21 protein-coding genes are annotated in these 24011 nt (G+C 62.5%); 10 read left to right on the forward strand and 11 right to left on the reverse strand.

Translation table 11 applies throughout. From position 1 onward, the window contains the following. Position 1: 1 nt before the first annotated feature. Positions 2 to 232, reverse strand: coding sequence for a hypothetical protein (locus ACFOSU_RS00140; protein WP_380685202.1), 231 nt, complete (start codon positions 230 to 232; stop codon positions 2 to 4). 159 nt (positions 233 to 391) lie between these two features. Here ACFOSU_RS00140 and ACFOSU_RS00145 point away from each other — a divergent pair, with 159 nt between their 5' ends. Further along, positions 392 to 970 carry a DNA-3-methyladenine glycosylase I gene (locus tag ACFOSU_RS00145; protein ID WP_380685204.1) on the forward strand — a complete coding sequence of 193 codons (579 nt, stop codon included), beginning with the start codon at positions 392 to 394 and terminating at the stop codon, positions 968 to 970. Between the two features lie 294 nt (positions 971 to 1264). On the opposite strand, the gene ACFOSU_RS00150 is transcribed toward ACFOSU_RS00145, so the two are convergent. The 3 genes from ACFOSU_RS00150 to ACFOSU_RS00160 form a co-directional block, all read right to left on the reverse strand. Continuing rightward, entirely contained in the window at positions 1265 to 1750 is a 486-nt protein-coding gene (locus tag ACFOSU_RS00150) for a cupin domain-containing protein (protein WP_380685206.1), read from the reverse strand. A 155-nt stretch (positions 1751 to 1905) separates the two neighbouring features. Then, positions 1906 to 2769, reverse strand: coding sequence for a TraB/GumN family protein (locus tag ACFOSU_RS00155; protein WP_380685208.1), 864 nt, complete (start codon positions 2767 to 2769; stop codon positions 1906 to 1908). A gap of 391 nt (positions 2770 to 3160) precedes the next feature. After that, a complete protein-coding gene (locus tag ACFOSU_RS00160) occupies positions 3161 to 3715 on the reverse strand; it encodes a PadR family transcriptional regulator (RefSeq protein WP_380685210.1) in 555 nt (184 codons plus the stop codon). A 38-nt stretch (positions 3716 to 3753) separates the two neighbouring features. Here ACFOSU_RS00160 and ACFOSU_RS00165 point away from each other — a divergent pair, with 38 nt between their 5' ends. After that, entirely contained in the window at positions 3754 to 4368 is a 615-nt protein-coding gene (locus tag ACFOSU_RS00165; RefSeq protein WP_380685212.1) for a DUF4188 domain-containing protein, read from the forward strand. 15 nt (positions 4369 to 4383) lie between these two features. On the opposite strand, the gene ACFOSU_RS00170 is transcribed toward ACFOSU_RS00165, so the two are convergent. After that, positions 4384 to 5553: a hypothetical protein gene (locus ACFOSU_RS00170; RefSeq protein ID WP_380685214.1), complete on the reverse strand. Its 1170-nt coding sequence runs from the start codon at positions 5551 to 5553 to the stop codon at positions 4384 to 4386. 282 nt (positions 5554 to 5835) lie between these two features. On the opposite strand from ACFOSU_RS00170, the gene ACFOSU_RS00175 reads away from it, so the two are divergent. Continuing rightward, positions 5836 to 6159: a hypothetical protein gene (locus ACFOSU_RS00175; RefSeq protein ID WP_380685216.1), complete on the forward strand. Its 324-nt coding sequence runs from the start codon at positions 5836 to 5838 to the stop codon at positions 6157 to 6159. A 108-nt stretch (positions 6160 to 6267) separates the two neighbouring features. Here ACFOSU_RS00175 and ACFOSU_RS00180 read toward each other — a convergent pair whose 3' ends face one another. The 3 genes from ACFOSU_RS00180 to ACFOSU_RS00190 form a co-directional block, all read right to left on the reverse strand. Next, on the reverse strand, positions 6268 to 7011 hold the full coding sequence (locus tag ACFOSU_RS00180) for a hypothetical protein (protein WP_380685218.1): 744 nt from the start codon (positions 7009 to 7011) through the stop codon (positions 6268 to 6270). 86 nt (positions 7012 to 7097) lie between these two features. Next, positions 7098 to 7961, reverse strand: a complete 864-nt coding sequence (locus ACFOSU_RS00185) for an EamA family transporter (RefSeq protein ID WP_380685220.1) — start codon at positions 7959 to 7961, stop codon at positions 7098 to 7100. 344 nt (positions 7962 to 8305) lie between these two features. Then, the gene (locus ACFOSU_RS00190) at positions 8306 to 10006 is read right to left on the reverse strand and encodes a class I adenylate-forming enzyme family protein (protein WP_380685222.1); all 1701 of its coding nucleotides are present in this window, start codon (positions 10004 to 10006) and stop codon (positions 8306 to 8308) included. Positions 10007 to 10320: 314 nt separating this feature from the next. Here ACFOSU_RS00190 and ACFOSU_RS00195 point away from each other — a divergent pair, with 314 nt between their 5' ends. The 6 genes from ACFOSU_RS00195 (at position 10321) to ACFOSU_RS00220 (ending at position 17370) form a co-directional block, all read left to right on the forward strand. Further along, positions 10321 to 11490, forward strand: coding sequence for an acyl-CoA dehydrogenase family protein (locus ACFOSU_RS00195; protein ID WP_380685224.1), 1170 nt, complete (start codon positions 10321 to 10323; stop codon positions 11488 to 11490). Between the two features lie 222 nt (positions 11491 to 11712). Continuing rightward, complete coding sequence (locus tag ACFOSU_RS00200) at positions 11713 to 12771, forward strand: amidohydrolase family protein (protein WP_380685226.1); 1059 nt, start codon at positions 11713 to 11715, stop codon at positions 12769 to 12771. 145 nt (positions 12772 to 12916) lie between these two features. Further along, positions 12917 to 14161: a cation:proton antiporter gene (locus tag ACFOSU_RS00205; protein ID WP_380685228.1), complete on the forward strand. Its 1245-nt coding sequence runs from the start codon at positions 12917 to 12919 to the stop codon at positions 14159 to 14161. Positions 14162 to 14266: 105 nt separating this feature from the next. Further along, entirely contained in the window at positions 14267 to 15142 is an 876-nt protein-coding gene (gene yghU, locus ACFOSU_RS00210; RefSeq protein WP_380685230.1) for a glutathione-dependent disulfide-bond oxidoreductase, read from the forward strand. A gap of 139 nt (positions 15143 to 15281) precedes the next feature. Beyond that, entirely contained in the window at positions 15282 to 16250 is a 969-nt protein-coding gene (locus ACFOSU_RS00215; RefSeq protein ID WP_380685232.1) for an MBL fold metallo-hydrolase, read from the forward strand. A gap of 508 nt (positions 16251 to 16758) precedes the next feature. Next, positions 16759 to 17370, forward strand: coding sequence for a biosynthetic peptidoglycan transglycosylase (locus ACFOSU_RS00220; protein WP_380685234.1), 612 nt, complete (start codon positions 16759 to 16761; stop codon positions 17368 to 17370). Here ACFOSU_RS00220 and ACFOSU_RS00225 read toward each other — a convergent pair. Beyond that, on the reverse strand, positions 17302 to 17973 hold the full coding sequence (locus ACFOSU_RS00225; RefSeq protein ID WP_380685236.1) for a hypothetical protein: 672 nt from the start codon (positions 17971 to 17973) through the stop codon (positions 17302 to 17304). The two genes, ACFOSU_RS00220 and ACFOSU_RS00225, sit on opposite strands and share 69 nt — an antisense overlap. A gap of 112 nt (positions 17974 to 18085) precedes the next feature. Then, positions 18086 to 18772, reverse strand: a complete 687-nt coding sequence (locus tag ACFOSU_RS00230; protein WP_380685238.1) for a glutathione S-transferase family protein — start codon at positions 18770 to 18772, stop codon at positions 18086 to 18088. A gap of 342 nt (positions 18773 to 19114) precedes the next feature. Here ACFOSU_RS00230 and ggt point away from each other — a divergent pair, with 342 nt between their 5' ends. After that, positions 19115 to 21031 carry a gamma-glutamyltransferase gene (gene ggt, locus ACFOSU_RS00235; protein WP_380685240.1) on the forward strand — a complete coding sequence of 639 codons (1917 nt, stop codon included), beginning with the start codon at positions 19115 to 19117 and terminating at the stop codon, positions 21029 to 21031. Positions 21032 to 21652: 621 nt separating this feature from the next. Here ggt and ACFOSU_RS00240 read toward each other — a convergent pair. Then, complete coding sequence (locus tag ACFOSU_RS00240; protein WP_380685242.1) at positions 21653 to 23890, reverse strand: DUF6351 family protein; 2238 nt, start codon at positions 23888 to 23890, stop codon at positions 21653 to 21655. Between the last annotated feature and the right edge of the window lie 121 nt (positions 23891 to 24011).

Consider the following 24011-nt stretch of genomic DNA (forward strand, 5'->3'; position numbering starts at 1 on the left):
TTCAGCGCTGCGGGTCGTCGTCCACTTTGCCGTGGCTTGAATCCTGCCCGCCCGGACGCGGGCTCGTGCCCGGTCTGGTACCGGGCCGCGCCGCAGACTGCGCCGGCGCCGTATCGGTACGTTTGCGATCATTGAAGCGAGACCACAGCTGTCGGGCCGTTCGCTTGATTCTCTGCTGGTTTTCCGGCTTTCTCAGCCAGTTCGCCGCCATGGCGCCGAGTGCGCGTTTCATTATCAACTCCAGGGTGTTTGTGTGGGGCGACGCGCCCGCTCCTGCGGCGGACGCCCTTTGGCATCCAGCATACGCGTGCGCGGCAAACACCGGGCCGACGTCGCCGCATTCCGCGGTGTACGATCGCCTGGCTGAACAATTGCCGGCCTCTGGAACCTTATGAAAACAGACAACAGGGATGGACGCTGTGGATGGGCCGCCGGCCACGACACGCTCGCGGCGTATCACGACAGCGAATGGGGCGTGCCTGAATACGACAGCCGTGCGCTATGGGAAAAACTCATGCTGGATGGTTTTCAGGCCGGGCTGTCGTGGCTGACGATACTGCGCAAGCGCGATGCGTTCCGGGAAGTGTTCGCCGAGTTCGACCCCGAGGCAGTCGCGGCTTTCGGCGCGGCCGACGTCCAACGGTTGCTGGAGGACGCGCGGATCGTGCGTTCGCGCGCCAAGATCGAAGCCACGATCGGCAACGCCCGCGCTTATCTGGCGATGCAGGCTGCCGGCGAGGATTTCGCCACCTTCGTCTGGTCCCATGTCGATGGGCGGCCGATCGAGGGCGACGGTATCCACGTGCCCACGCAAACACCCCGGTCCGCGGCGTTGTCGAAAGCGCTCAAGCAGCGCGGCTTCAAGTTCGTCGGTCCGACCATCGTCTACGCCTGGATGCAAGCGGTCGGCATGGTCAACGATCATGCCCTGGACTGTTTTCGACGCGAGCCGGTGCGTGCGCTGCGCTGATGCCGATTAGCGGCTTGTCGGTCGCTGCCTGCAGCCCGTGGAACGGCCACACGGAAACGAAAGGGGAAGATCGCCCTGGAGCACGGTCTGCCGGTGCTAACTGTCAGCACAGTCGAACAACGCGGGTGGCTTTCGCTGAGCACAGCAACACCCCCTTCAAAGAGCAGCCCATGCCAACAAGGCCTGCCCTACTGTGTTCGTGCTCGCGCACACTGGCATTGAGACGGCGCTGTGCGGGTGAATCGGCAGGCAGCGAGCACGCGCGCTGCCGCTGCCTGCCGCCGATGGCACAGACTACCTGGCGTTGCGCGGATCGTCCTTCGGGTCGAGATACTCGATCTTGAAGGGTCCGATAGCGGTCAGCTGAACCACGGCCGGCCTATCGGTGGTCCAGACCGAGTGCGGTGTATTCGAGGGCAGGTAGATGAAGCCGCCCGGAGCGACTGCCTGTGCATCGGCGTCGTCGTTGCCCAGATCATGCATCATCTCGCCCGAGATCATGGTCAGGTTTTCGACCATCGGGTGGGTATGCATGGCCACCTTGAAATGGGCCGGAAAGCGGAAACGAACCACGAACGGCCCTTGTTTGCCCGGATCGCCGGCCAGCACCTTCATTTGCGCGCCTGCGGGCAGCGAATCCGGCCCTGCCTGCCATTCGATCTGGTCGGCCTGAGCGATATGAAAGGCATCCTCGGCGGCAAGAGCCGCCGGTGCCGCGCTTGCCAGGGCGGCGGCCAGCAGCAGGGCAAGAGGCTTACGTGATGCACGCTTCGTCATCATGAATATCTCTCCGTGGGTGCGGGCACTCGCTGACGCAGGCGGGCCCGTTATCCGTATTTATCGTTGAACGTCGGCCCAAGGGTAATCCAGATTGTGGCTGTATGCTTCGCCTGCCGATGGTGGTGTGCCAACCTCCGGCAGAGACGCTTGTCACATCAATCCATGCGCTCGACGCGATAGCCTTTCGATTGCAGAAGTGCCACGAGCCCGCGTGGGCCGACCAGATGCGCGGCCCCCACGAGCACCATGGCGTTGTCCGGGCTGTTGAGCACCGCCGTGATCGTGGCCAGCCACTGCGTGTTGCGATCGAAGATCAGCCGGTCGTAGAGCGCCGGATAGGCATCGGCCTGTTCATTCACCGATTGGGCGAAGCCTGCGATATCGCCGCTTTGCCAATAGCGATAGATCTGCTCGGGTGACGTATCCAGTTCGTCGGCGTTGTCGAGGGTGACCGCGAGCTGATCACGCGACAGCGTCGCGGGCATGTCCGTGAATACTGCCAGATGGGCGGCGATGGTCTGTAACGGCAGAATCGGTTTGTCATCACGCACCGCGCGATCGTGGAAATAGCCGTCCAGGCCGAGATCGGGGCGAAATCCCTGCGCCTGATAGGCCTGCACCTCGATCGCCATCGACACGAACCAGGGCCGGTAGGCATTCATGCGGTCGATGGACAGCCCCGTCCGGTCGAGGACCTCGCGCGTGCGCGCAAGCATGGGCGCGTCCAGATGATCCACCAATCCGCCTTCGCGGTAGTGTGCGGCCGCGAGCATGGTCTGGCGCACGGCATCGGCCTGCAGTCTGTCCTGATCGGCTTCGACGACCAGCAGGCCGCTGTCCGCGTAGGCGTCTTCGTAGGCCTGCGGCAAGGGGTAGGCGCGCTCGGGCAACAGATGCATGGAACCGGCGAGGTAGACCGTGTTTTCGGTGCCCGCAACCCGCCAGACGAAGCTGCCCGCATGCGCGGACGCGCTGACGATGCATGCCAGCAGCACAACGGCTCCAATCACTCGGCCCATGATTCACTCCCCGTGCCCGCGATGATCCACATTAGCGAGTTACGGCTGCCCGATGCCAGCGGTTGCCGAGGGCCGTGTGTAGTCACCAGGGCACGCCCCGTTCGACGGGCTTGATCTCCTCGGCGCTCACAGCGAGATCGAAGGCAGCGAGGGATTCGTCCAGGCCCTCGCGGGTGCGCGCGTCGACTCAGCGGCACGAGGCGTTCGTCCTGGGACGCTACTCGGACGATCGCGCCCCGGCAGACGCCTGCGCCTGAATTCAGCGGTCGCCTCGTTGCGCCGGGAACGGCGGCTAACGCCTGGACAGAGTGGGAATCTGACAGTGCATGCCCGGCCGCCTGTTATGTGCCGGCCTTGCGCTGGTGCAGATCCCGATGTCGCCACCGGCGGGTCATGACGCCTGCCGGTCCGCCAGCAAGGCCAGGGTTTCGCTGATCCAGTCGAGATAGCTTTCAGCGGCCAGTATCCCGCGCCGCAGGGCGATATAAAGCATGAAGTCTCGATCGATCGGCGCCCGCGCGTCCGGTGCGGGGCTGTAGTCGAATGACTCGATCGCGCGATATGCCGCAAGACGCGCCTCGGTCTGCTCGCGCTGCCGATCGAGTTCGGCGCGCAACGACGCGATGGGTGCGACCGGTCCGGCAAGCAGCTTGACCAGCACCGGTTCTTTCTCGGCGCGCGGGGGCAGCGGCTTGTCGACCCATGCCATGAGTTCGGCATGACCCGTTGTGGTGATCGAATACACCTTCTTGTCGGGTCGGTCGCTCTGCGTCTGTCGATCGAAGCGGACCCAGTCGCGCTCCGCGAGGCCGCCGAGTTCCCGATAGACCTGCTGATGACTGGCTGACCAGAAATAGCCCACCGCGCGGTCGAATGACTTGACCATCTCGTAGCCGGTCAGCGGTTCGTGCTCGAGCAGGGCCAGGACGACGTATCGAAGTGACATATGCAAACAGTTGCATAAAAATGCTTGGAGCGCTATATATGCAACAAGTTGCTTATGTATCGATTCTATCGATGGACGACGTCACAAGAGACGATCGTCGCGGTTACGGGAAATACCGGGCCAACGACGAATTGTCTTCACGCCTGTCATCAATACCGGAGGTCAAACCCATGCCGACAATCGAGACACAGCGCGTCACCGCCGCCATCGACGGCGACTTCGTGGTTTTTCTCATCGGTGTTCGCATCAACGCGTTCTGGAGGATAAACAAGTGGTTGCCGGTGTTCCTCGCCATGCCGCGCATGCTGCGGGAATTGTCGATGCAACCGGAACTGGGTCTGATGGGTTTTCGTACACGCTGGGCAGGCCGCCATGTCGAGGTCATTCAGTACTGGCGCTCGTTCGACCAGTTGAACGCCTATGCACGGCAGCGCGACGCCAGCCATTTGCCTGCATGGCGTGATTTCAACAAGAAGAACAGCGGCAACAAGGCGGTCGGGATCTGGCACGAGACCTACCTGGCGACCGCTAGCCAGCACGAATCCGTCTACGTCAATATGCCTGCGCACGGTCTGGCGGCCGCGACCACCGCGGTCCCGGCCACCGGTCGGCGCAAGACCGCCGCCGGGCGCCTGGGCCGGCCGACGGCCTGACGGGGTAGGCGAGCGTCAGGCGGCTGCTGCCTGCGCTTGTCTATGCGCCGCGAGATAGACACAGGCGCCGGCCGCCACCGCGAATACAAGACAAATCGCCATGATCCCGCCCCAGCCCATCAGTTCGTAGAGCGACACCATCACGCTCGAGCCGATGGTGCCGCCGGCAAAGACCGCGGCCACGAACAGCGCGCTCACGGTGCCCGACTGAGAGCGGGCGAAATAATCGTTGAGCAGCACGATCTGGGTGGCCTGCATGAAGACCATGCTGCCGCACAGCAACACGACGCCGCCGACCAGCGCGATGAACGAGCCCTGGATGACGCCGCACAGACCGATCGTGAACAGTATGGCGGCCGCCAGCGTGGCATTCGGCAGCCCGCGGCTGATCCGCGTGATCCGCGGCGCGCCCAGCGAGGTCGCGATGCCGATGGCATAGCCGCCATAGACGATCGCCAGCATCAGCGTGCCGCCGCGGTCGTAGCCGATTTCGAACGGCAGGCAGGTCAGTACCGTGGTCAGGGTACCGAACGATAGCGCCAGCCCCGGATACGACAGCGTGACCGCGCTGAACCAGCTTTTCTTCTCGATCGGGGCGACCACGCCGCTATGCATGCCGGTGACCGGGAGCTCGCTTGCCAGAACGGGTGGCCGCCGCAACAGCGCCGCCGAACACAGCAACATCGCGGTGATCGCCAGACTGCCCAGCTGCCAGTGGTCCAGTGCCACCGAACCCACGGCCACCAGGCGCCCGCCCACGCCACCGACGATGGTGCCGGCGGTGTAGAACGCCAGATCGCGGGCCCGGTTGTCCGAGCCGCGAATATTCGACGAGCCGGTGATCACCGCGGGAATCAGCAGCGGCAACAACAGCACCTGCAGCCCGCGAATCACGAAGTAGGCGGTCGGCGACGTCGCCAGCGCCTGCACCGCGAACAGCGCGGCGAGGATCAGCTCGCTGACGACCACGATACGCATCGCCCGCTGCACGGTGATCAGCCGGCCGAACAGCACCGGGCCCGAGGTGAGCACGATGAATGCCGCGGTCATGGGCATCGCGCCCCAGAGGGCGGTCATATCGAACGACGTCTGAATACGCGCGGCCAGCGGCTGCGGAAAATAGATACAGGCGGCGGCCGCAGCGCCCGCAACGGCGAGCTTGAGTCCGTCTCGGTAAGGAGTCATGTATGCGTCTGGGTCGATGTCAGCTGATATGCCCAGAGTGTGGCTCATACAGCGAATGCACGCGAACAGGCCGCTGCTCGCGGCATCCTGACCGGGTTGGGCGTAGATCGCGTCTCTGGTGGGGTCGTACCGGTAGCAACCCGGAGGCGATATCCTCGGTTGAATCAACGATATGGCCAAGGCAGGCGCTGTTCGCCCCGGTCATTCGTCAGAAGACCGTCTATGACGGATCGCGCCCGACCCCCACGCTGACACTCGACCGCAAGCCGCGAGGTGCGAACCATGCGACCCAAAGCCGAGTTACGCTCGCTAGCCGAGCAGCGATGGTATTACATGCCTCTGGATGCGGCCGAGGTCGATGACCAAGAGCAGCACCGGATGAAACTACGCTTCGAATACCGTTATCTGGATGCCGGCAAGCCGGATAAAATGGCGCTGTGGTTCGCTACACGAGCTGACGGCGGGCGGGTATCTAATCTGTCGCCGCAGTCGATCGTCGGTTCTGGATTCCTCCAGCGTTATCACGCCACGGTGTGTGCCGATCCCTCGCAGCCCGTGTGGTGGATTGCCGGGCATCGTCAAAAGTCGTCACGGCGGACCGGTTGAATAACCCGGCCGTACCGCTGGCCGATAGCGGCACTGCCACGCGATCGCGCTGGATAATCGGCGCTCGACTGTATTCGCGTCGCATCGCGTGGCGCCGGGCGGGTCGGCTCAGTGGCCGGGGCTGGACGCGCCACCGATCGGATACCGGCCGAGCCGGTTGAGCGGGAAGGTCGCGATCCCCCAGTCCGGACTGGTGCTGCCACGGGCATGAGCCCGTGCCGTCGGGTCTCGCGGCACGGCCTGGCCGAGATGGAAACCGAGCAATGGCGGTGACGCGACGGTGAGTCGGCGCAGATAGTGCTCGGCGGCGGCAGTGGATAACGTCTGTCCCGGCGGCCGGCAGAAATAGCCGAAATAAGCGCGGCGGGGGCGGTTCAGCGGGTCCAGCGACTGCAGCGCCCAGGTGCGGATGAAGGCCATGCACGAACGTGAGCCTGCGCCGCCGCGATGTCGATAGAGGCGATAGTCGATGCCGGCGCCCGGTAGTTCATGCGCCCGGGCCGGCTCCCATTCAAGCGGCCCGGCCTGCCGGTTAAAAGCCCAGAGCCGGGTCAGCGATTCGAGCTGTCGGGACGACAGATCCACCGCCGTGCCCGAAGCGGTGGCGCGGATGAACAAGGCCTCGGCGCGGCCGTCGACGTGAGAGCGATCGTATTCCTGGTACTCGAACGGGCTGCGATAGGCTACGGCCTGATGGCCGGAAGCGGCGGCGCCGGGCAACCGCAGGTGTCGCATGTCGTCCTGCACATAGGCGCTGCCCGCGGCCGAGCCACGCAGAAAGGCACAGCCGCCGAGCAATACGACGGCGCCGAGCGTCATGACAAGGCCGATGAGTTGTGGGAATCCGCGCATCCGAACCTCGTTGCCTGGCACGTTCGAGCCGATCCACACGCTACGACAGAATGGCCCAACCCGGCGGCGCCAGATTCAGGTTCCTGTCAGCCCAGAACGAGCGCCGCGATGCCGCAGATCATGCCGGCCGCGCCGAGCAGACGCGTGCGTATCTGCCCTTCGTCGAGCAGCCGCGCACCGAGCACCACAGCGATCAGAATACTGACTTCCCGCGCCGGCGCGACATAGCTCACCGGCGTGAACGTCATCGCGGTGAGTACGAGGATATAGGCCAGCGGGCTGAGTACCGCCACGCCGATGATCGCGCCGCGGTTGGCGCGCCACTCGCTCGCGATCTGCCCGCGCCGACGCAAGGCATAGGGCGTGATCAGCAGCATGCGGCCGAGGTTTCCCAGCCAGTCGTAGAGCAGCGGCGGTATCAGCAATGCGCTGACCGCGTATTTGTCGAGCAGCGTATAGCTTGCGATGAGCACGCCGGTCAGCAGCCCGTACCCGATGGCTGCGGCCGGTGGCCGTGTCCCGGTCAGGCCCTGCAATCCACCGGAAAGGATGAAGACGCTGACAATGATCAACGCGGCACCGACGAGCGCCAGCCCGCTGGGCTGCTCGCCGAGCAGGGCAATGGCCAGAACGGTCGCCAGCAAGGGCCCGGTGCCGCGCGCCAGTGGATAGACCAGCGACAGATCGCCGCTGCGATAGCCACGCTGCAGAGACAGAAAATAGCCCAGATGCAGAAGAGCGGTTCCGGCGACGCACAGCCAGGCGCCGAGCCCCATGTGCGGCGGCTGGAGAATAACCAGACTCGCAACGAACGGGGCATAGATCAGGGAGGACAGTCCGGCGAACAGCCAGACGAATATCGCACCGCCGCCGCTGCGCTTGGCGAGCAGATTCCATGAGGCGTGCAGAAAAGCGGCGGTGAGAATCAGCGACAGGGCCAAAAGCGTCATGCAAGGTCTCCTTTGCCAACGCCAATGGCGTCAACAGAAAATGAGACCTCCAGGCTTTTATCCCGTCAGTTGTCGGTGCACGACCAACGTCAGTGCATATACACCGTGACACCGCTCGGTCCAGTCCGCCGTCGGTACGAGAGCGCGGAACCCTAGGTGTAATCGGACTCCAAGCTAGCACGCTGCCAAATCGTCCCGCAAACGCGGCCGGCACCGCCCTAGCGGGATCGTTCTCGACCTGTCGGCGGCTGCCCGCGCAAACCGAGGTGGCGCCGCCAAGCGCTCGCAGGGTCCGAGCGCGCGGCGGCGAACAGGTGTCGGGCCTGTGCGGAGCCTGCCGCCGCTCAGTGACGCAGCGCCTTCTTGTCGAGCTTGCCGACCGGCGTCAGCGGCATCTCGTCGATGAAATGGATCAGCTTGGGCACCTTGTAGGGGGCCAGATGCTCGCGGCAGAAGGTCATGATTTTGTCTTTCGCCTGGTCCTCTGGCTGCGCCCGGCCGGCGGCCGAGAGCTGCACATAGAGGTTGACCTTGTCGTTGCCGGCGCGCTGTTCGTCCGGCGTACCGATGACCGCGGCGATCTCGATTTCCTCGACTGCCTTGAGTGCGTTCTCGACCTCGACGGAAAATACCTTGTAGCCGCCCACGATCAGCATGTCCTTGCTGCGGTCGCAGATGGTGATATAGCCGTCGGCGTCCATGCGCGCGATATCGCCGGTATAAAAGAAGGTCTTGCCGTCGTGTTGTCGCAGCGCCTTGGCGGTTTCGTCGGGCAGCCCGAGATAGCCGCCGAACACCTGCGGTCCGTGGGCGATCAGTTCGCCGGGTTCATTGAAGGGCATGGGCTCGGTACCGTTCTCGGCATCGACGATACGGATATCCGTGCCGGGCAGGGCAACACCAATGGTGCCCGGTCTGGCCTTGCCGACCGGGTTCATGGTCAGCACTGGACTGGTTTCGGTCAGGCCATAGACTTCACAGAACTTGCCTTGTCCGACGATGGCTTCGATTTTCGGAATCAGCTCGGCCGGCATCGGCCCGGCGCCGGATATCGCGATCTTCAGATGCGAGAAATCGACCTTGCGGAACTCGGGCTCGCCCAGCAGCATCTGGTAGAGCGTCGGTACGTTGCCGAAAAAGGTCGGCGGATGGCTCTGCATGGCCTTGCAGAACGACTTCAGATCGCGTGGATCGGGCACCACGATAACGCGAGCGCGTTGGCGCAGGCCCATCAGGCAGGCGCCCAGGCCGGCGATATGGAAATACGGAAACACCGAGGCGAAGGTCTCCCGGCCGATGTCGTAGCCGACCATCGACTCGCTCTGCACCGCGTTCGCCTGGACGTTGCGCAGCGTCAACTCTGCGCCCTTGGGCCGGCCGGTGGTACCGCCGGTGTACTGGATGAGCACCACGTCGTCCATGCCTACATCGCTGTGCACAGGGGCGTCGCCGGCGGCATTGATCGCCGGCCAGAATTCGATCAACTTGAGTTGGCGGGTCTGCGGCAGGCTGAATTTCGGCACCTTGCGCAGCAAATGCGCGAGCATCTTTTTCCAGCCCGGCAGAAAATCGATCGGCGAACAGACGATCACGGTCTTCAAGCCGGGCAACTGGCCGTCGTTGGGGGCCAAGGCCGAGGCATACAGGCTGTCGAGCGTGACCAGATAGCGGATGCCGGCATCCTCGACCTGATACTTGAGTTCGGGCGCGCTCAGTAGCGGCGATACGCCGGATGCGGGGCAGCCCAGCTTGGACGCCGCCACCAGGGCGATGACGTACTGCGGCGTGTTCGGCAGATGGCAGCCAATCACGTCGCCGCGCGCGATGCCGCGTTCCTGCAACAGATTGGCAAAGCGGTTGGCCCAGCGATCCAGATCGCCGTAACTGATCGAGACCCCCAGATACGTCAGGCCTGGCGCATCCGGCGCGGCCTGGGCATGTGCCTCGATGACCTGTGCCAGGGTGTGTTCATCGCTTGCCGGCATCGGCGGCGGTGCCGGCGCGAGATCCGGCGTTGCTGCAACTTCGTTCTGATGGGTGGCCATGACGTCTCCTCGAGCGTAGCGCTCTTGTTTTTATGTTTCTCGTCGGGCCCGGTGTCTCAGGTCGGCCGCAGCACCGCAATATGCCCAGACATTTCGAGTCTTGAGTGTCCTGCGGACAACGTCAACAAATCAGGGTAAGTGAAGCGATGGTCGTACCGTGGCGTGGTCGCCGGTTTCGATACCGCGCTTGTCTGAATTGCTGCGCTATATGGTATGGATGTCGCCTCGCCGAATGAGGCGCGCCGCGGTTTGCCTGGCGTCGGCCGGGCCGCAATAATCACGGGTCGGACGACCTTGGATTGGAGAATATCCGCATGGATTTTAATCTGACCGATGAGCAGCGCGCGATCGGCGATGCCGTCGAAGCCATGATGATGACTTATCCTGACGCGTACTGGGCTGAAAAGGATCAGAAAGGCGAGTTTCCCTGGGAGTTCTACAACGATTTCGCCAATGCGGGATATCTCGGCGTCGTCATGCCGGAAGAATATGGCGGGGCTGGACTCGGCATCACGGAAGCATCCATCGTGTTGTCGAAAGTCGTCGGTGCGAGCGGTGGCGGGCTGGCTGCCGCGACGGCGGTTCATTTGAGCATCTTCGGAATGACGCCGGTCGTTAAGTTCGCAAGTGCCGAAATGCGGCGAAAGTATCTGCCGCGTGTCATCTCCGGCGATCTTCATGTGTGTTTCGGGGTGACGGAGCCAAACGCCGGCACGGATACCACGCAGATTCAAACCCGGGCGCGCAGATCAGGCGATAAGTATCTTGTCAGCGGTAGCAAGGTCTGGACTTCTAAAGCGCTTGAGTCGGAAAAATGCCTATTGCTGACGCGGACCACGCCGATTGCCGAGTGCGCCAAACGCACGGACGGTATGACCCTTTTGCTGGCTGATATTCAGCGCCCCGAAGTGACGCTGCGGCCAATACCCAAGATGGGGCGCGCGGCCGTCTCTTCCTGCGAAGCGTTCTACGATGAGTTGCCGGTCGATGTCAGTGATCGGGTGGGCGAGGAAGGCCAAGGCTTTCGTTATCTGCTCGATGGCCTGAACGCCGAACGCATTCTCGTCGGCTGGGAGGCCGTGGCGCTTGGCCGCGCCGCGCTCCGGCGGGCGACGCGCTACGCGCAAGAGCGCCGAGTATTCGGACGTTCCATCGGCCAGAATCAAGGGGTGCAGTTTCCGCTCGCCGAGTCGTACGCCAAACTCGAAGCCGCGCAGCTGGTGTGCGAAAAAGCGGCGTGGTTGTACGACAACGATATGCCCTGTGGCGAGTTGAGCAATATCGCGAAACTGCTGGCTTCCGAAGCAGGCTTTGAGGCGGCCGATCGCGCCGTCCAGACGCATGGCGGATTCGGCTACGCCAAGGAGTATCACGTCGAGCGCTATTTTCGGGAGTCGCGCGTCTGGCGTATCGCCCCCATTTCGCAGAACTTCATTCTGTCGTATATCGCCGAGAAGGTGCTCGGTCTGCCGCGTTCGTATTAGCCAACGCCTGTCTGCGCTCGCGGCGCAGGCGAGGCAGGGCTGGGCTCGGCCCCGCCGGATGGTCCATCTATCGCCAAATTCAGGGCTATTATTCTGGTGACGAAGTAGGCAAATGCTGAAGAAGTAATTTCGCGTATTTTGTCGCCGAACTGATAGGTTGTGGTATGAGTCGAATTGGCCCGCAACCATGCCGCAGCGGGCTCTGCGAGAGGACACCAGACGATGACCACGCCCGCCGAACAGATTCTCGAGCCGGAACGGCCGATCATCGACCCACATCATCACCTGTGGGATCGATCGCGGCTGGACCTGAAGGAGGGCCCGTTCGCCGACCACGGCTTCACGCAAATGCTGCGCGAGCGCGCCCGTTATCTGCTGGAGGAGTTCCAGGCCGATCTCGACAGCGGCCACAATATCCGCGCTTCCGTGTTCATCGAATGCCGGTCCATGTACCGCGCCGATGGGCCGAAGGATTTCCGCTGTGTGGGTGAAACAGAGTTCGTCAACGGCGTCGCGGCCATGGCCGCCAGCGGCACCTACGGCGACGCCAGGGCCTGTGCCGGTATTGTGTCGCACGTCGATCTGCGTATCGGCGCGCAGGCGAAGGACGTGCTTCAGGCCCATATCGAAGCCGGCGGCGGGCGTTTTCGGGGTATCCGTCATAGCGCGGCGTATGACGCCGATGCCAATGTGCTCGGACCGCTGTCGGCTCGAGGCGTGCCCGAAGGGCTGTTTCGCGATGCCGATTTCCGCGAGGGCTTTGCCGCCTTGCAGCCGCTGGGCCTGACCTTCGACGCCTGGCTGCTCGAACCGCAGCTGCCGGACGTGATCGATCTTGCCCAGGCCTTTCCGGATACCGCCATCGTGCTGGATCATGTCGGTGGGCCGGTCGGTATCGGCGCCTATGCCGGCCAGCGCGAAACCCGCTTCGCGGGCTGGCGCGATCAGGTCCGGGCACTCGCCGCCTGCGAGAATGTGGTCGTCAAGCTTGGTGGTCTGGCCATGCCGTTTCCCGGTTTCCAATGGTCCTACGGCAATCGCCCGGCGTCGTCGCAAGACCTCGCCAAGGCCTGGGCGCCCTATATCGAAACCTGTATCGAGGCTTTTGGCGTCGAGCGCTGCATGTTCGAGAGCAATTTCCCGGTCGATCACTTCACCTGCGATTACGACACGCTCTGGAATGCGTTCAAGCATCTGGTGGCCGACTATTCCGAGCACGAGAAAAACGCGTTGTTCTCTGGCACGGCGGCGCGTATCTATGCACTGGACAACGTGGTCTGACACGTAGCGGTACGCATCCGAGCCCGTCGCCGCGAAGTCAGGCGGGGCGGTCGTCTGGCTGGCCGTGTGATCGGGCGCGTGGCGCGGGGAGGGCTGTACGCAGGGGTTATCCTGAGCGCTGCCTGCCATCCACGCGACTGCTCACTTGACTCTACTTCCCATTACCGCCGTTCTGGTATCGCTCGCCGCGCTGCTGGCGTTCATCAATTATCGCTTTGTGGGGCTGCCGACCAGCATCGGGGTGATGCTGCTGAGCCTGGTGTTTTCCGCCCTGCTGGTCGCGGCCGATTTTTTTGGCCTGGGCATGGGTATTCGTGACCACACCGAGGGTTGGCTGCTCGGCGTGGATTTCAACAAGGCGCTCATGGACGGCATGCTCAGCTTCCTGCTGTTCGCCGGCGCGTTGCAGGTCAATCTCGGCGACCTGTGGAAGCACCGGTTTTCCATCGGCGTGCTGGCATCGGTGGGCGTGGTGCTCTCCACCGCCATCATCGGCGTGGTCACCTACCTGCTGTTTCCACTGCTCGGCTTCGAACTGCCGCTTCTGTATTGCCTGTTGTTCGGCGCACTGATCTCGCCGACCGACCCGATCGCGGTGCTGGCCATTCTCAAGCAGGCTGGCGTTACGCCCGAACTGGAAACCAATATCACCGGCGAATCGCTGTTCAACGACGGCGTCGCGGTGGTGGTCTTTCTCGCCCTGCTGGGTCTGCTCGGGGCCGAATATGCCAGCGGGCCGGGCGGCATCGCCTTGTTGTTTCTGCAGGAAGTGGTTGGCGGCGCGGTACTGGGCCTGGTTCTCGGCGGCGCCACTTTCTGGATGCTCAAGGAGATCGACGATCATCAGGTCGAGATCCTGCTCACGCTGGCACTCGTTCTCGGTGGCTATCAACTCGCGCTGGCGCTGCACGCCTCCGGGCCGATCGCCATGGTCGTGGCCGGTCTGCTCATCGGCAACCACGGCCGCATGTTCGCGATGAGCAAGACCACCCGCGAACATCTGGATATCTTCTGGGAGATCGTGGACGAAATCCTCAACACCGTGCTGTTCGTGATGATCGGCCTGGAAATGATCCACATCACCGTCGATGGTCGCTATCTCACCGCCGGCCTGCTGGCGATTCCGCTGGTGCTGGTCACCCGTTTCGGCTGTGTGAGCACGGCGCTGCAACTGGTACGCCCGTGGCATCGTCTGGGCGAGCATGCCAGCCTGCTGCTCACCTGGGCCGGTCTGCGCGGTGGCATCTCGGTCGCCCTGGCCCTCGCGCTGCCGCAAGGCGAGGCCCGCAACGCCATCCTTACCATCACCTACTGCGTGGTGCTGTTCTCCATCGTCGTGCAGGGGCTGACCGTGGGCAAGGTGATCGGCCGGCTCAGCCCGCCGTCATAATCTACGCAGGCCATGCCATGCGTCATACAGCAATGTTCTCCATTATCTGTAGACTCTGACTCACCCCGGCGCATCACTTCGCGCCCTCAATCGGGAACACGATTCATGAACGACGAAACCTCCTATACCCCGCCCGCCGTGTGGACCTGGCAGAAAGAAAGCGGTGGCAAGTTCGCCAGTATTAACCGGCCCATCGCCGGGCCGACCCACGACAAGGAATTGCCGATCGGCAAGCACCCGTTCCAGCTCTACTCGCTGGGCACGCCGAACGGCGTCAAGGCCACGGTGATGTTCGAGGAACTGCTCGCGGCGGGCCATACCGGCGCCGAGTACGACGCCTGGCTGATCAACATCGGCGAGGGCGACCAGTTTTCCAGCGGCTATGTCGAGATCAACCCCAACTCCAAGATTCCGGTCATGGTTGATCACAGCGCGCCCGAGCCGATCCGCGTGTTCGAGTCCGGCTCCATCCTCGTCTATCTGGCCGAGAAGTTCGGCGCCTTCCTGCCGAGCGACTTGCCGACCCGCACCGAAACCATGAACTGGCTGTTCTGGCAGATGGGCAGCGCGCCGTATCTGGGCGGTGGCTTCGGCCACTTCTATGCCTACGCGCCGGAAAAACTCGAATACCCGATCGACCGCTTCGCCATGGAAGTCAAGCGCCAGCTCGACGTACTGGACCGTCGCCTGGCCGAGACGCAATTCCTCGCCGGCAGCGAATACACCATCGCCGATATCGCCACCTGGCCGTGGTACGGCCAACTCGCCAAGGGCCGTCTCTACGACGCCGGCGAATTCCTGCAGGTGCAGGAATACAAGAACGTCCAGCGCTGGGCCAACGAGATCGAGAACCGTCCGGCCGTAAAACGCGGACGCATGGTCAACCGCCCCTTCGGCGAGCCGGAAGAGCAGCTACGCGAGCGGCATGATGCGAGCGATTTCGAGCTACGGACCGAGGATAAGCTGCAGGCTTCGGGATAGAGGGCTGCGGGGCTACAGGACTCGCGCTGGCGTTTCATGCGGGTGCCAAGCATAGTTTGACGACCATCACGCGATGGGTAATTGCCAATAGGGGCGGCCACCAGCCGCCTGCTTCATGAGCACGACCGGGAGATCAAGCATGTCCACCAAAGCCCTGCACACGACTGCGGTTGTTCTGGCCCTTGCGATCAGCGGCTCGGCCAGCGCCGCCGACGTCGTCAAGGTCACGCCGCTCGGTGGCCAGAGCGGGGAGTTCTGCACCCTGGACCGGGCGCTGGTGTTCGAGGACCCGAACGGTACACGGCTGCTCTACGACGCCGGCCGCACCGTGGCCGGAGCCGACGACCCGCGTCTGGGCGAGATCGACGCCGTGCTCGTCAGCCATGTGCATGGCGATCATATCGGTGACCGGCACACCAAGGCCGTCAATGCCGGCAGTTGTGCCAAACCGGATACCTCCGTGGACGCCACGCCGGAATCCAGCAGCGTGCAGATCGCCGTCGCCAAGCAGGCCAAAATCGTGACCGGCAGCGAAATGGCGAGCTTCTTCGGCCAGAAGCTCGAAGCGGCAGGCGGCAACGCCGACGATTCGGTGCTGGTGCGGTTCGGTGCCATGACCCATATTGGCGGTGTCGGCATCACCACCGTCACCGCGGCGCACAGCAACGGTCTGGATCCGGCGTTCCTCGACGGGTCGCTGGGCAAGTCGATGGCGGCCGACGGCGTCAAGGCATCGGTGGGGCCACCCACGGGCTATGTGTTGACGTTCAGCAACGGGCTTGTCGTCTATCTGTCCGGCGACACAGGCATCATCGCCGATCAGAAAACCGTGGTCGGGGACTACTACAAGCCGAAGCTCGCGGTCATGAATATCGGTGATACCTACACCACCGGGCCGACCGAGGCCGCCTATGTCATCAACGATCTCGTCAAACCCGACTCGGTCATCCCGTCGCACGCCAATGAAGCGGCCACGCAGGACGGCAAGGTACAACCGGGCACCCGCACGCAGGCGTTCATCGACGCAACGGACGTCCCCGTGCATGTGCCGCTGAGCGGGAAGACGATGTCGTTCGATTCAGATGGGCAGTGCACCGCCGGATGCTGAAGCGCGTCTTTGAGCACCACCATCATGGTGAATGCTGTCGAACCGAAGCGTGCCGGCGTGCGTTCTATAGTACTGACAACAAAGAAAATCGCCGGCGCATCGAAGCTGTGAATCGCTTCTGTTTTACAGAGTACCCGTGGGGTTTGCTCATGCCGCAATTGGCTACGACTCGCTTTTTCTCGGGCAACGGATCAACGGACGGCTTTACGATGCCGGCGAATTCCCGCATGCAGGTGTAAGAACACAAGAACGTCCTGCGCTCGCCCGGCGAGATCAAGAATTGGCCGGCCGTAAAACGCAGTCGAATGGTTCATGGAGACTTCGGCGAACCGGAAGAGCAGCTACGCAGGCGGCATGGCACGAGTGATTTCGAACTACCGGCTGAGGATAAGCAGCAGGCCCCTGGCTAAGCTTTTGGACTTAGAAGATGTAGGGTCAGCGTATTAGCTCGCAAACGTGATGCGACCATGCAATATGTAACTACATATTCCGACTAATCAAAAAAATCATGACTAGTAAACCCAAGCTACGCCCGAGATTTCTCAGAAATCTGTTATTGTCGGTAAATTTTGACTTGTTCGCTATTCACGATGTGCTTTCGCTTCACGTCGATCAATCGCGATTCAAATTGTCTACTTTTGAATCATTAGTGCTTGTCCTAGAAGACAGGCGCTTTAAACGACATATTGGTATAGACGTTAAATCGGTGCTGCGAAATATATTTTATGCGCTTATTAAACGGCGCCATGGGGGTGGCAGTACGATCGATATGCAGCTTGTGCGTACGATTACCAATCGCCGCGAGAAGACAATTAGGCGGAAACTTAGAGAAATGCTTCTTGCGGTCTTATTACAGTTGCGGTATTCGAAGCTAACGATACTTCGAAGTTACATATCAATTGCTTATTTTGGTACTGGACTGGACGGCGCCGCTGCCGCCTCATGTAAATGCTTTAATAAATTACCTTCAGAACTGTCTGTCGATGAGGCCGCTTGCGTAGCGTCGATGTTGGTTTATCCTCGACCGAGAACACCTTCTGAAGCTTGGCAATTAAAAATCGACCGGCGAGCGAGTTACGGAAAAGCTGTCTATATCGCGAATCCAGAGAAGTTTAAATAACTCCCAAGTCGTAAAACGCTGAAGATTTGTTGCCGTGGGGACTACGCGATTGACTCCAAACAACCTCGTTCTCGTTTCCTGCAACAGGGTTTGAACGTGGTCGACGAATTGCCCAGCGTGACCCTGAATGCTGTTCAGCTCTCCGTCCGCTTTTATGCCAGCTATCTCGGCACTGCGCACATCTCCTCGATGAGCGCTAATTATTTTATTTATTGATGAATTAGCTTGTACAAACAAAGGCTGTATGACGTGCTCTAGATTGTGAGCTAGAGTTTTGGCAGATAGATGGTTCAAACTCACGCAGTAAGCGACAAGAGCTTGGTTCCAAGTCGAAAGCTCTTGATTATAGTCTTTCACAAGCTTTTCAAAAAGTTCTTGGTCTGTGTTTCCCGCGTTTTTTGCAACTCGCTGCATTGCAAATATTCTCGCGGCAATGGATTGGGATATCTTGTCGGTCAAGGTTTGCAGCAACTCGTATTCACGTTCAGCTTGCAAGACCTGGCGACGATAGAGCCAAGTGCGGAGTTGCCACCGAGTCAATAGCCGGTTGCCCACGTAAGCAGCGATTATTGGTGCCAGAAGTACTGAGATTGAAGTGATCATGCTGAGTGGTGGAATAGTTTAGAGGCAGACCTTGCGCTGCCCAATTTATCGGATGTTGTTAGGGCCTTCTGAGCGGGTAAATTTGTCACGAGTGCTGTGCTCTGGTTTGACGTCAACTCTGCCGTCGATTAGTGAGGATTTTCCGCCCACGAACGCAATCCTCTTCGTGCGGTTTATCGACCCAAGTCTCCTCGATACCTTCGTGAACCCACTGAGAGATCGACGGGTGATGCCACAGGCGTTCGGGGTATGCCATGGCCGGCTCGCCCAGCGTGAGCTGATAGCCGCGAATACGCACCGCGACCGGGGCGTAAAACGCATCCACGGTGGTGAAGTCGGAGCCGCCGAGCCAGGGACCGTGGAAACGGCTGAGGCCGTCGGTCCATAGCTGGTCGAGCCGGTCGAGATCGGCTTGCAGGGCGTCGCTCGGCGTGCCGAGGTCGATGGTCAGGCTGCAGTTCATCGAGCATTCGTCGCGCAGAGCGGGAAACCCGGAATGCATTTCGGCCGTGGCTGAGCGGGCCCAGGCCCGTGCCGGGCCGTTTGCAGGCCAGGCGTGCGAGTAGCTTTCGGCCAGATACTCGGCAATCGCCAGCGAATCCCAGATGGTGAGTTCACCGTGTTCCAGGCAGGGCACCTTCCCGGTGGGCGAGAAGGTGTCGAAGGCGGTCTGTCGACCGGCGCCGTCGAACGGCGTGAGAACTTCCTTGAACGGGATGCCCAGCGCTTTCATCAGCACCCAGGCGCGCATGGACCAGGACGAATAGTTCTTGTTGGCGATATGCAGCCGGTATGACATGAGTCCTCGCACGCGATGATGTGGTAACGCGAATAAGCCGAGGATGCCAGATCGGCCGTGATGCGTGCGAGATGGTGTGCCGCGGACTTGCATGGAGTGGCAGTGTCAATTTTTATCGAAGAATTGATCAGGCCCTGGACGGCCAAGGTGCGATGCGTGCCACGAGCAGCCTTGAGCGAATTCAAGGATATAGCGGCCCTGACTGTCGCCAGGCCGATCCTCAAATCCCTCCGGGCCGAGCGAATAACCGTGTCGCGCGGGTTGCGGCGGTAGACGCTGCTGACATATAACTGACTTGCCGGCCTCTTACGCCTATACAACAACGAAATGGAGGGTCTAGCCATGACTCGTTCCTGCCGCGTTGAGGATTCTGTGCTTTGGTGGCGTTTATTCGCTGCATGGATCGGGCTGGTGATGCTGTGCATTGCACTGGGCGCGCCGGCGGTGTCGTTCGCCGGTTCCGGCGTGGGCGTGCCTGGCGTGCGTGGTGGTGTGGTCACCACCACCGAACCCAATGCGGCCCGCGCCGGTGCCCGGATACTGCGCGAGGGCGGCAATGCGATCGATGCGGCAGCAGCCGTCGCGTTTGCGCTGAACGTGGTCGAGCCACAATCCTCCGGCCTCGGGGGCGGCGGGTTCATGGTGGTCTACGACGCCAAGCACCATCAGACATGGACCGTGGACTCGCGCGAAACCGCGCCGGCTGCGGCCACGCCGGACATGTTCGTGCCGTTTACCGATGCCGGGAGCGTCGGCGGCGGCTTTGGCGTTGCGTCCACGACCGGCCTTGCGGCCGGCGTGCCGGGCACTGTTCGCAGTGTCGAACTGGCGCTCGATCGCTGGGGCACAAAATCCTTCGCGCAGGTGTTGCAGCCCGCGATCGACCTCGCGGAAGACGGGTTTCGGGTTGGGCCGCGGCTTGCCGAGAGCATACTCAGCGGCCGTCTGAGCAATGAACCCGGTGTGCCGGCCTACGACGAGGCTCGTGCGGTATTCCGGCCGGGCGGTGAGCCGCTCGAGACCGGCGAGTTGCTGGTCCAGCCGGACCTCGCGTCCACGTTCAAGATGCTCGCCGAGCAGGGGCCGGATGCGTTCTACAATGGCCCGCTTGCCGAGGCGATCGTGGCTACCCAGCGCGCCAGCCGAGGCGGCCGGCCCGAGGGCGAGGGCCGCATGACGCTGGATGACCTGGCGGGCTACGAGGCCAAGCTGCGCCGGCCGGTCGAGGGCGATTATCGCGGTTATACGGTCAAGGGCATGGGGCCGCCGTCCTCGGGCGGTCTGACGGTGCTGATGATCCTCAAGCAGCTGGAACGCTTCCCCGTGGGTGATGACGAACAGGGCTTCGGGTTCGGCAGCACGCGCACGCTCAATGTGATGGTCGAATCCATGCGTCTGGCCTTCGCCGATCGCGCGGTCTGGATGGGCGACTCGGACTTCATCGACGTGCCCGAGAAAGGCCTGATCAGCGACGCCTATACCCGGATGCGCGGCGCCATGATCGACCCGGACGGGCGTCAGGCCACCGTGGAGGCGGATGATCCACGGCCCTACGACACCGCCTACAACGGCGTGCCGGTGAAACTCGCCAGTCTGGTGCCGGAAGGCCGCAAGGGGCTCAACACCACCCACTTCTCGATCGTGGATCGCTGGGGCAATATCGTCAGCTATACCAACACCGTCGAGTCGGCCTGGGGTACCGGGCTCATGGTGCCGGGCTACGGTTTCGTGCTGAATAACGAACTGACGGACTTCAACTTCGTGCCGACCGCCAACCCGGACCCGGCCGATTTCAATCCCGGCGCCAACGACGTCGCCGGGGGCAAGCGGCCGCGGTCGAGCATGTCGCCGGTCATTCTCTTCCGCGGCCGGCGTCCGGTGGCCGCCTACGGCTCGCCCGGCGGCTCCACCATCATCAACACGGTGGCGAACATGACGATGAACCTCGTCGATCACGAACTCGATGTACAGGAGGCCGTGGACGCGCCGCGTATTTCCCAGACCAGTGCCAACGGCTCCGTGTCGCGGGAGATCGGTTTCGATGAGCAGGCGATCGACGGGCTCACCGCACTCGGGCACCAGGTCAACTTCCCCGGTGAGATCGGCTCGGTACAGGCGGTGGTGATCGATCCCGCCGGCCGACAGCAGTACGGCGCCGCCGACCGCCGCCGCGTCGGGGCGATCGTCACGCTGACGCGCGACGAATTATCGCGCAAAGGCAGAGGTGGCCATGGTGGGGGTCATTTCCCCGAGCCATAACCGTTCCCGAATAATGGGTGGCACCACTGACAGACCGGCAGACTACTGGTGTGAGGTGGCCTGACCCGTGATCAGCGCTGCGCCCTCGAACTCATCGAGCCGAGCACGGCGCAGCGGCTCTGCGACGATCGGGGAGTCGCCGCTACGTGGGTGCGCCGAACTCGGCAATGGCCCACGGTCATGCCCTCGAAACATGGATGCGGGACGCCTGTCGGGGCCAGGCGCTTGGCCGGTCAGTGCGGCTGACATCGTGTGCGGCCGCACGCAGTGATCCGCAAGAGCTGGCCGGCAGATCTGCCGGCTTCAATGCCGCTCCGATTTTCTTCGTCCAACTTCTGGTACTCGATTAAGAATTGGTGAGTGTCGGGCTGAGCAGGGCGCTACTTATTATCGGCGCAGTTGTGCATCGGAGCATGTGACAGCTCCTGGTGAATGCGGCACGCGGGTCCGATGTCTTCGAGCGGATCGTTAATCAGCGAGAATAGCTCGTGACGCGTGCAAAACGTTGCGCTCGTCGTCATACGAGGACGCTGGCAGGCGGGGCCGGCGGCGTTTTATGCCGCCGGCCGTTGCATCAACGCAGTGCAGGTGCCCGCGTCGACTTGTGTCTATCGGCGCGGTCTAATCCTCGACCGTATCCGTGATGTCATAGACGAGATTGACCGGCGATGGCCCGAACGAACCGTTCGCGACCACGCCGGTGTAGTTGCCGGACTGGGTCCAGTCGCAGACCCCGTCGGGAAACACGTCCTGCAGACGTGTCCATTCGGCATCGGTGAAGGTGATGTTGTAGTCGTCGCGGGATACGGGCTTGAGATCGCATTTCATGATGTTCGCCGCCAGCGGGCCGCCGGCGATAAAGCGCGGAAAGCTCCAGGACGGGAACAGGTCGTTGCACTGCGAGCCTTCGGTGCCCAGCGTCTGCTCTTCGGCAATGAAAGTCGTCTCATCGCTCCAGCACCCGTCGACCGCGTCGGCCGGCTTGTTGCGGATGACTTTCTCGCGCTCGGTTCCGTCGGCCTGGTCTGCCTTGTCGGCGGCGACCCAGGCGATGAAGGTCGACCAGACGGTGTCGTAGGGGACCGGATTCCCGCGCCACATGACGTGGTTTTCGGTATCGCCGTTGGCCTTCAGCAGCCGCTCGCGCAGAGCGAAGTGAAACCACTGATAGTGGTAGCCGCCGTCGTCGTTGTAGATACCGGTGATATCGAACACCGGGATCGACGCCAGGCCGCCATTACCGCCAAGTTGTAGCCCGGACTGCTGGGCACGCAGCATCGCGCCCGGGTCCCCTTCACTGCGGGCGGACTCGAAGCTGGCGTCGCGATCGTAACCGCCGGCACCCGCGTTGAGGTCCAGGAATTGCGCGACCGAGATCGCCCCGGCATTGAGGGCCTCCAGCCCGTACTGCACGCCGATATTGTCGAAGGGGCGCAGCGCGTAGCCGTCCGCATCGATGCCGTAGATATTGCGGGAGGCGTCATACACCGTCGGACGCGCCCCGGTCGGGTTGCTGTCCGGGTCGTAGCGAAGATCCACCGGTACGGCGTCGTTCCAGGCCGCATTCACGGCATAGCCGGGAATATCGCTGCCCTCGGGCCGGGTCGGCACCGGGTCGGTGCGCCGCGCCTGATCGGCCAGGTCGAGATGGGCCTGCGCCGTCTTGTTGCCGGTGACGGCGGCGATCTCATCGTCGGAGAATTCGCCCGGATGCTGGTCCCAGTAGTGCTGTAACAGCCGCCCGTCGGATGACGACAGGGCGATCGAGAGCGGGTCCGGGAATGTGCAGGTGATCAGAATGCCGTCGAACAGATCGGGAATACGGTCGGCGGGCAGGGCGCTGCCGTAGGAGCCGCCGGAACAGCCGGCACTGACGGTGAACTCCGGCACGCCGTGGTTCTTGATGAACTGCTCCTTGGACATCATCGCAGCTTCGCTGGCGAGCACGTGGTTGCAGTTGTTGGAGGCGTGCTGCAGCGTGTTGGCGAACGTCGCGTAGCCTTCGCCCAGCTGTTTCACGTTCAGCAAGGTGAAGTCTGCACCTGCAATCGACAAGTTGCCCTGACTGGCGCCCTGGATATACCAGCCGCCGGGACAGCCGAAGCCCTCGACGGCGATCAGGCGCCGGTTCCAGCCCTTGGGCGGATTGAAGGGCGTGGGTTCCGCTTCTGTTGTGGGGTCGTGCAGGACAACGCTCTGGTAAATACCGCGATCGACGGTGCTGGTCTGCACGCGGACCACGAACGGCACCGTGACGCCGGTGGTCGTGGTCGTCGTGGCGACGTCGTCCGGCAGCGCGCTGGTATCGTCCATGGGCACCAGTTCCGTCCCCCCGTCCGGCAGATACAGATAGGTGACCTGGGGCGCGGCGGTGCAGTCCTCATCCAGTGCACCCTGAAGGCTGGTACCGTCCGGCAGCAGGAACTCGGCGGTCTGACAGATGAAGGGATCCTGGTGCGGCCCGGAGATGATGGGGCCGGTGATCGGATAGGAGGTCAGTTCGTAGCTCGTCGAGCGGTCGTCCTGAGTCGCGGTCAGGGTGTTGCTGCCGTCGTCGAGATCGGTCACCAGTCCGAGCATGTGCCCCGGTTCGGTCGGGCTTTCCTGGAAGACATCGGTGACGTCGACGCCGTTGAGTTGGACGTTCAACGCCGCGCCGCTCGAATTGGGCGTGATATCGATGAGGGCGCTGCCGCCCGACACGTATTCCGGCATTGATGAAACAGCCCGGACAGCCGGTGGCGAGACGGTGGCGGTATCGTCTCCACCGCCGTGGTGATCACTGTCGCTACAGCCCCCAAGGACGAGGATGGCGGCCAGGACCGCCATCGATTGCACTGCGGTTTTTATCGTTTTCACGTCGATCTCCCTGTATGAACAAGCGCATTGGGGCCGTGTCTTGCACGGCTCCGGTTCAGAACGCGTGACTGGAAATCGACGGCGATGCCGATTCCCGGTTCATGGAATTTTTCTCAACGCG

The organism is Salinisphaera aquimarina, assembly GCF_042643355.1.
Classification (GTDB): domain Bacteria; phylum Pseudomonadota; class Gammaproteobacteria; order Nevskiales; family Salinisphaeraceae; genus Salinisphaera; species Salinisphaera aquimarina.

What these genes read in the sequence shown, in the direction of transcription:
- ACFOSU_RS00140 (WP_380685202.1), bottom strand. Translation starts at nt 232, where the DNA reads ATGAAACGCGCACTCGGCGCCATGGCGGCGAACTGGCTGAGAAAGCCG.
- ACFOSU_RS00145 (WP_380685204.1), top strand. Translation starts at nt 392, where the DNA reads ATGAAAACAGACAACAGGGATGGACGCTGTGGATGGGCCGCCGGCCAC.
- ACFOSU_RS00150 (WP_380685206.1), bottom strand. Translation starts at nt 1,750, where the DNA reads ATGATGACGAAGCGTGCATCACGTAAGCCTCTTGCCCTGCTGCTGGCC.
- ACFOSU_RS00155 (WP_380685208.1), bottom strand. Translation starts at nt 2,769, where the DNA reads ATGGGCCGAGTGATTGGAGCCGTTGTGCTGCTGGCATGCATCGTCAGC.
- ACFOSU_RS00160 (WP_380685210.1), bottom strand. Translation starts at nt 3,715, where the DNA reads ATGTCACTTCGATACGTCGTCCTGGCCCTGCTCGAGCACGAACCGCTG.
- ACFOSU_RS00165 (WP_380685212.1), top strand. Translation starts at nt 3,754, where the DNA reads ATGCAACAAGTTGCTTATGTATCGATTCTATCGATGGACGACGTCACA.
- ACFOSU_RS00170 (WP_380685214.1), bottom strand. Translation starts at nt 5,553, where the DNA reads ATGACTCCTTACCGAGACGGACTCAAGCTCGCCGTTGCGGGCGCTGCG.
- ACFOSU_RS00175 (WP_380685216.1), top strand. Translation starts at nt 5,836, where the DNA reads ATGCGACCCAAAGCCGAGTTACGCTCGCTAGCCGAGCAGCGATGGTAT.
- ACFOSU_RS00180 (WP_380685218.1), bottom strand. Translation starts at nt 7,011, where the DNA reads ATGCGCGGATTCCCACAACTCATCGGCCTTGTCATGACGCTCGGCGCC.
- ACFOSU_RS00185 (WP_380685220.1), bottom strand. Translation starts at nt 7,961, where the DNA reads ATGACGCTTTTGGCCCTGTCGCTGATTCTCACCGCCGCTTTTCTGCAC.
- ACFOSU_RS00190 (WP_380685222.1), bottom strand. Translation starts at nt 10,006, where the DNA reads ATGGCCACCCATCAGAACGAAGTTGCAGCAACGCCGGATCTCGCGCCG.
- ACFOSU_RS00195 (WP_380685224.1), top strand. Translation starts at nt 10,321, where the DNA reads ATGGATTTTAATCTGACCGATGAGCAGCGCGCGATCGGCGATGCCGTC.
- ACFOSU_RS00200 (WP_380685226.1), top strand. Translation starts at nt 11,713, where the DNA reads ATGACCACGCCCGCCGAACAGATTCTCGAGCCGGAACGGCCGATCATC.
- yghU (WP_380685230.1), top strand. Translation starts at nt 14,267, where the DNA reads ATGAACGACGAAACCTCCTATACCCCGCCCGCCGTGTGGACCTGGCAG.
- ACFOSU_RS00215 (WP_380685232.1), top strand. Translation starts at nt 15,282, where the DNA reads ATGTCCACCAAAGCCCTGCACACGACTGCGGTTGTTCTGGCCCTTGCG.
- ACFOSU_RS00220 (WP_380685234.1), top strand. Translation starts at nt 16,759, where the DNA reads ATGACTAGTAAACCCAAGCTACGCCCGAGATTTCTCAGAAATCTGTTA.
- ACFOSU_RS00225 (WP_380685236.1), bottom strand. Translation starts at nt 17,973, where the DNA reads ATGATCACTTCAATCTCAGTACTTCTGGCACCAATAATCGCTGCTTAC.
- ACFOSU_RS00230 (WP_380685238.1), bottom strand. Translation starts at nt 18,772, where the DNA reads ATGTCATACCGGCTGCATATCGCCAACAAGAACTATTCGTCCTGGTCC.
- ggt (WP_380685240.1), top strand. Translation starts at nt 19,115, where the DNA reads ATGACTCGTTCCTGCCGCGTTGAGGATTCTGTGCTTTGGTGGCGTTTA.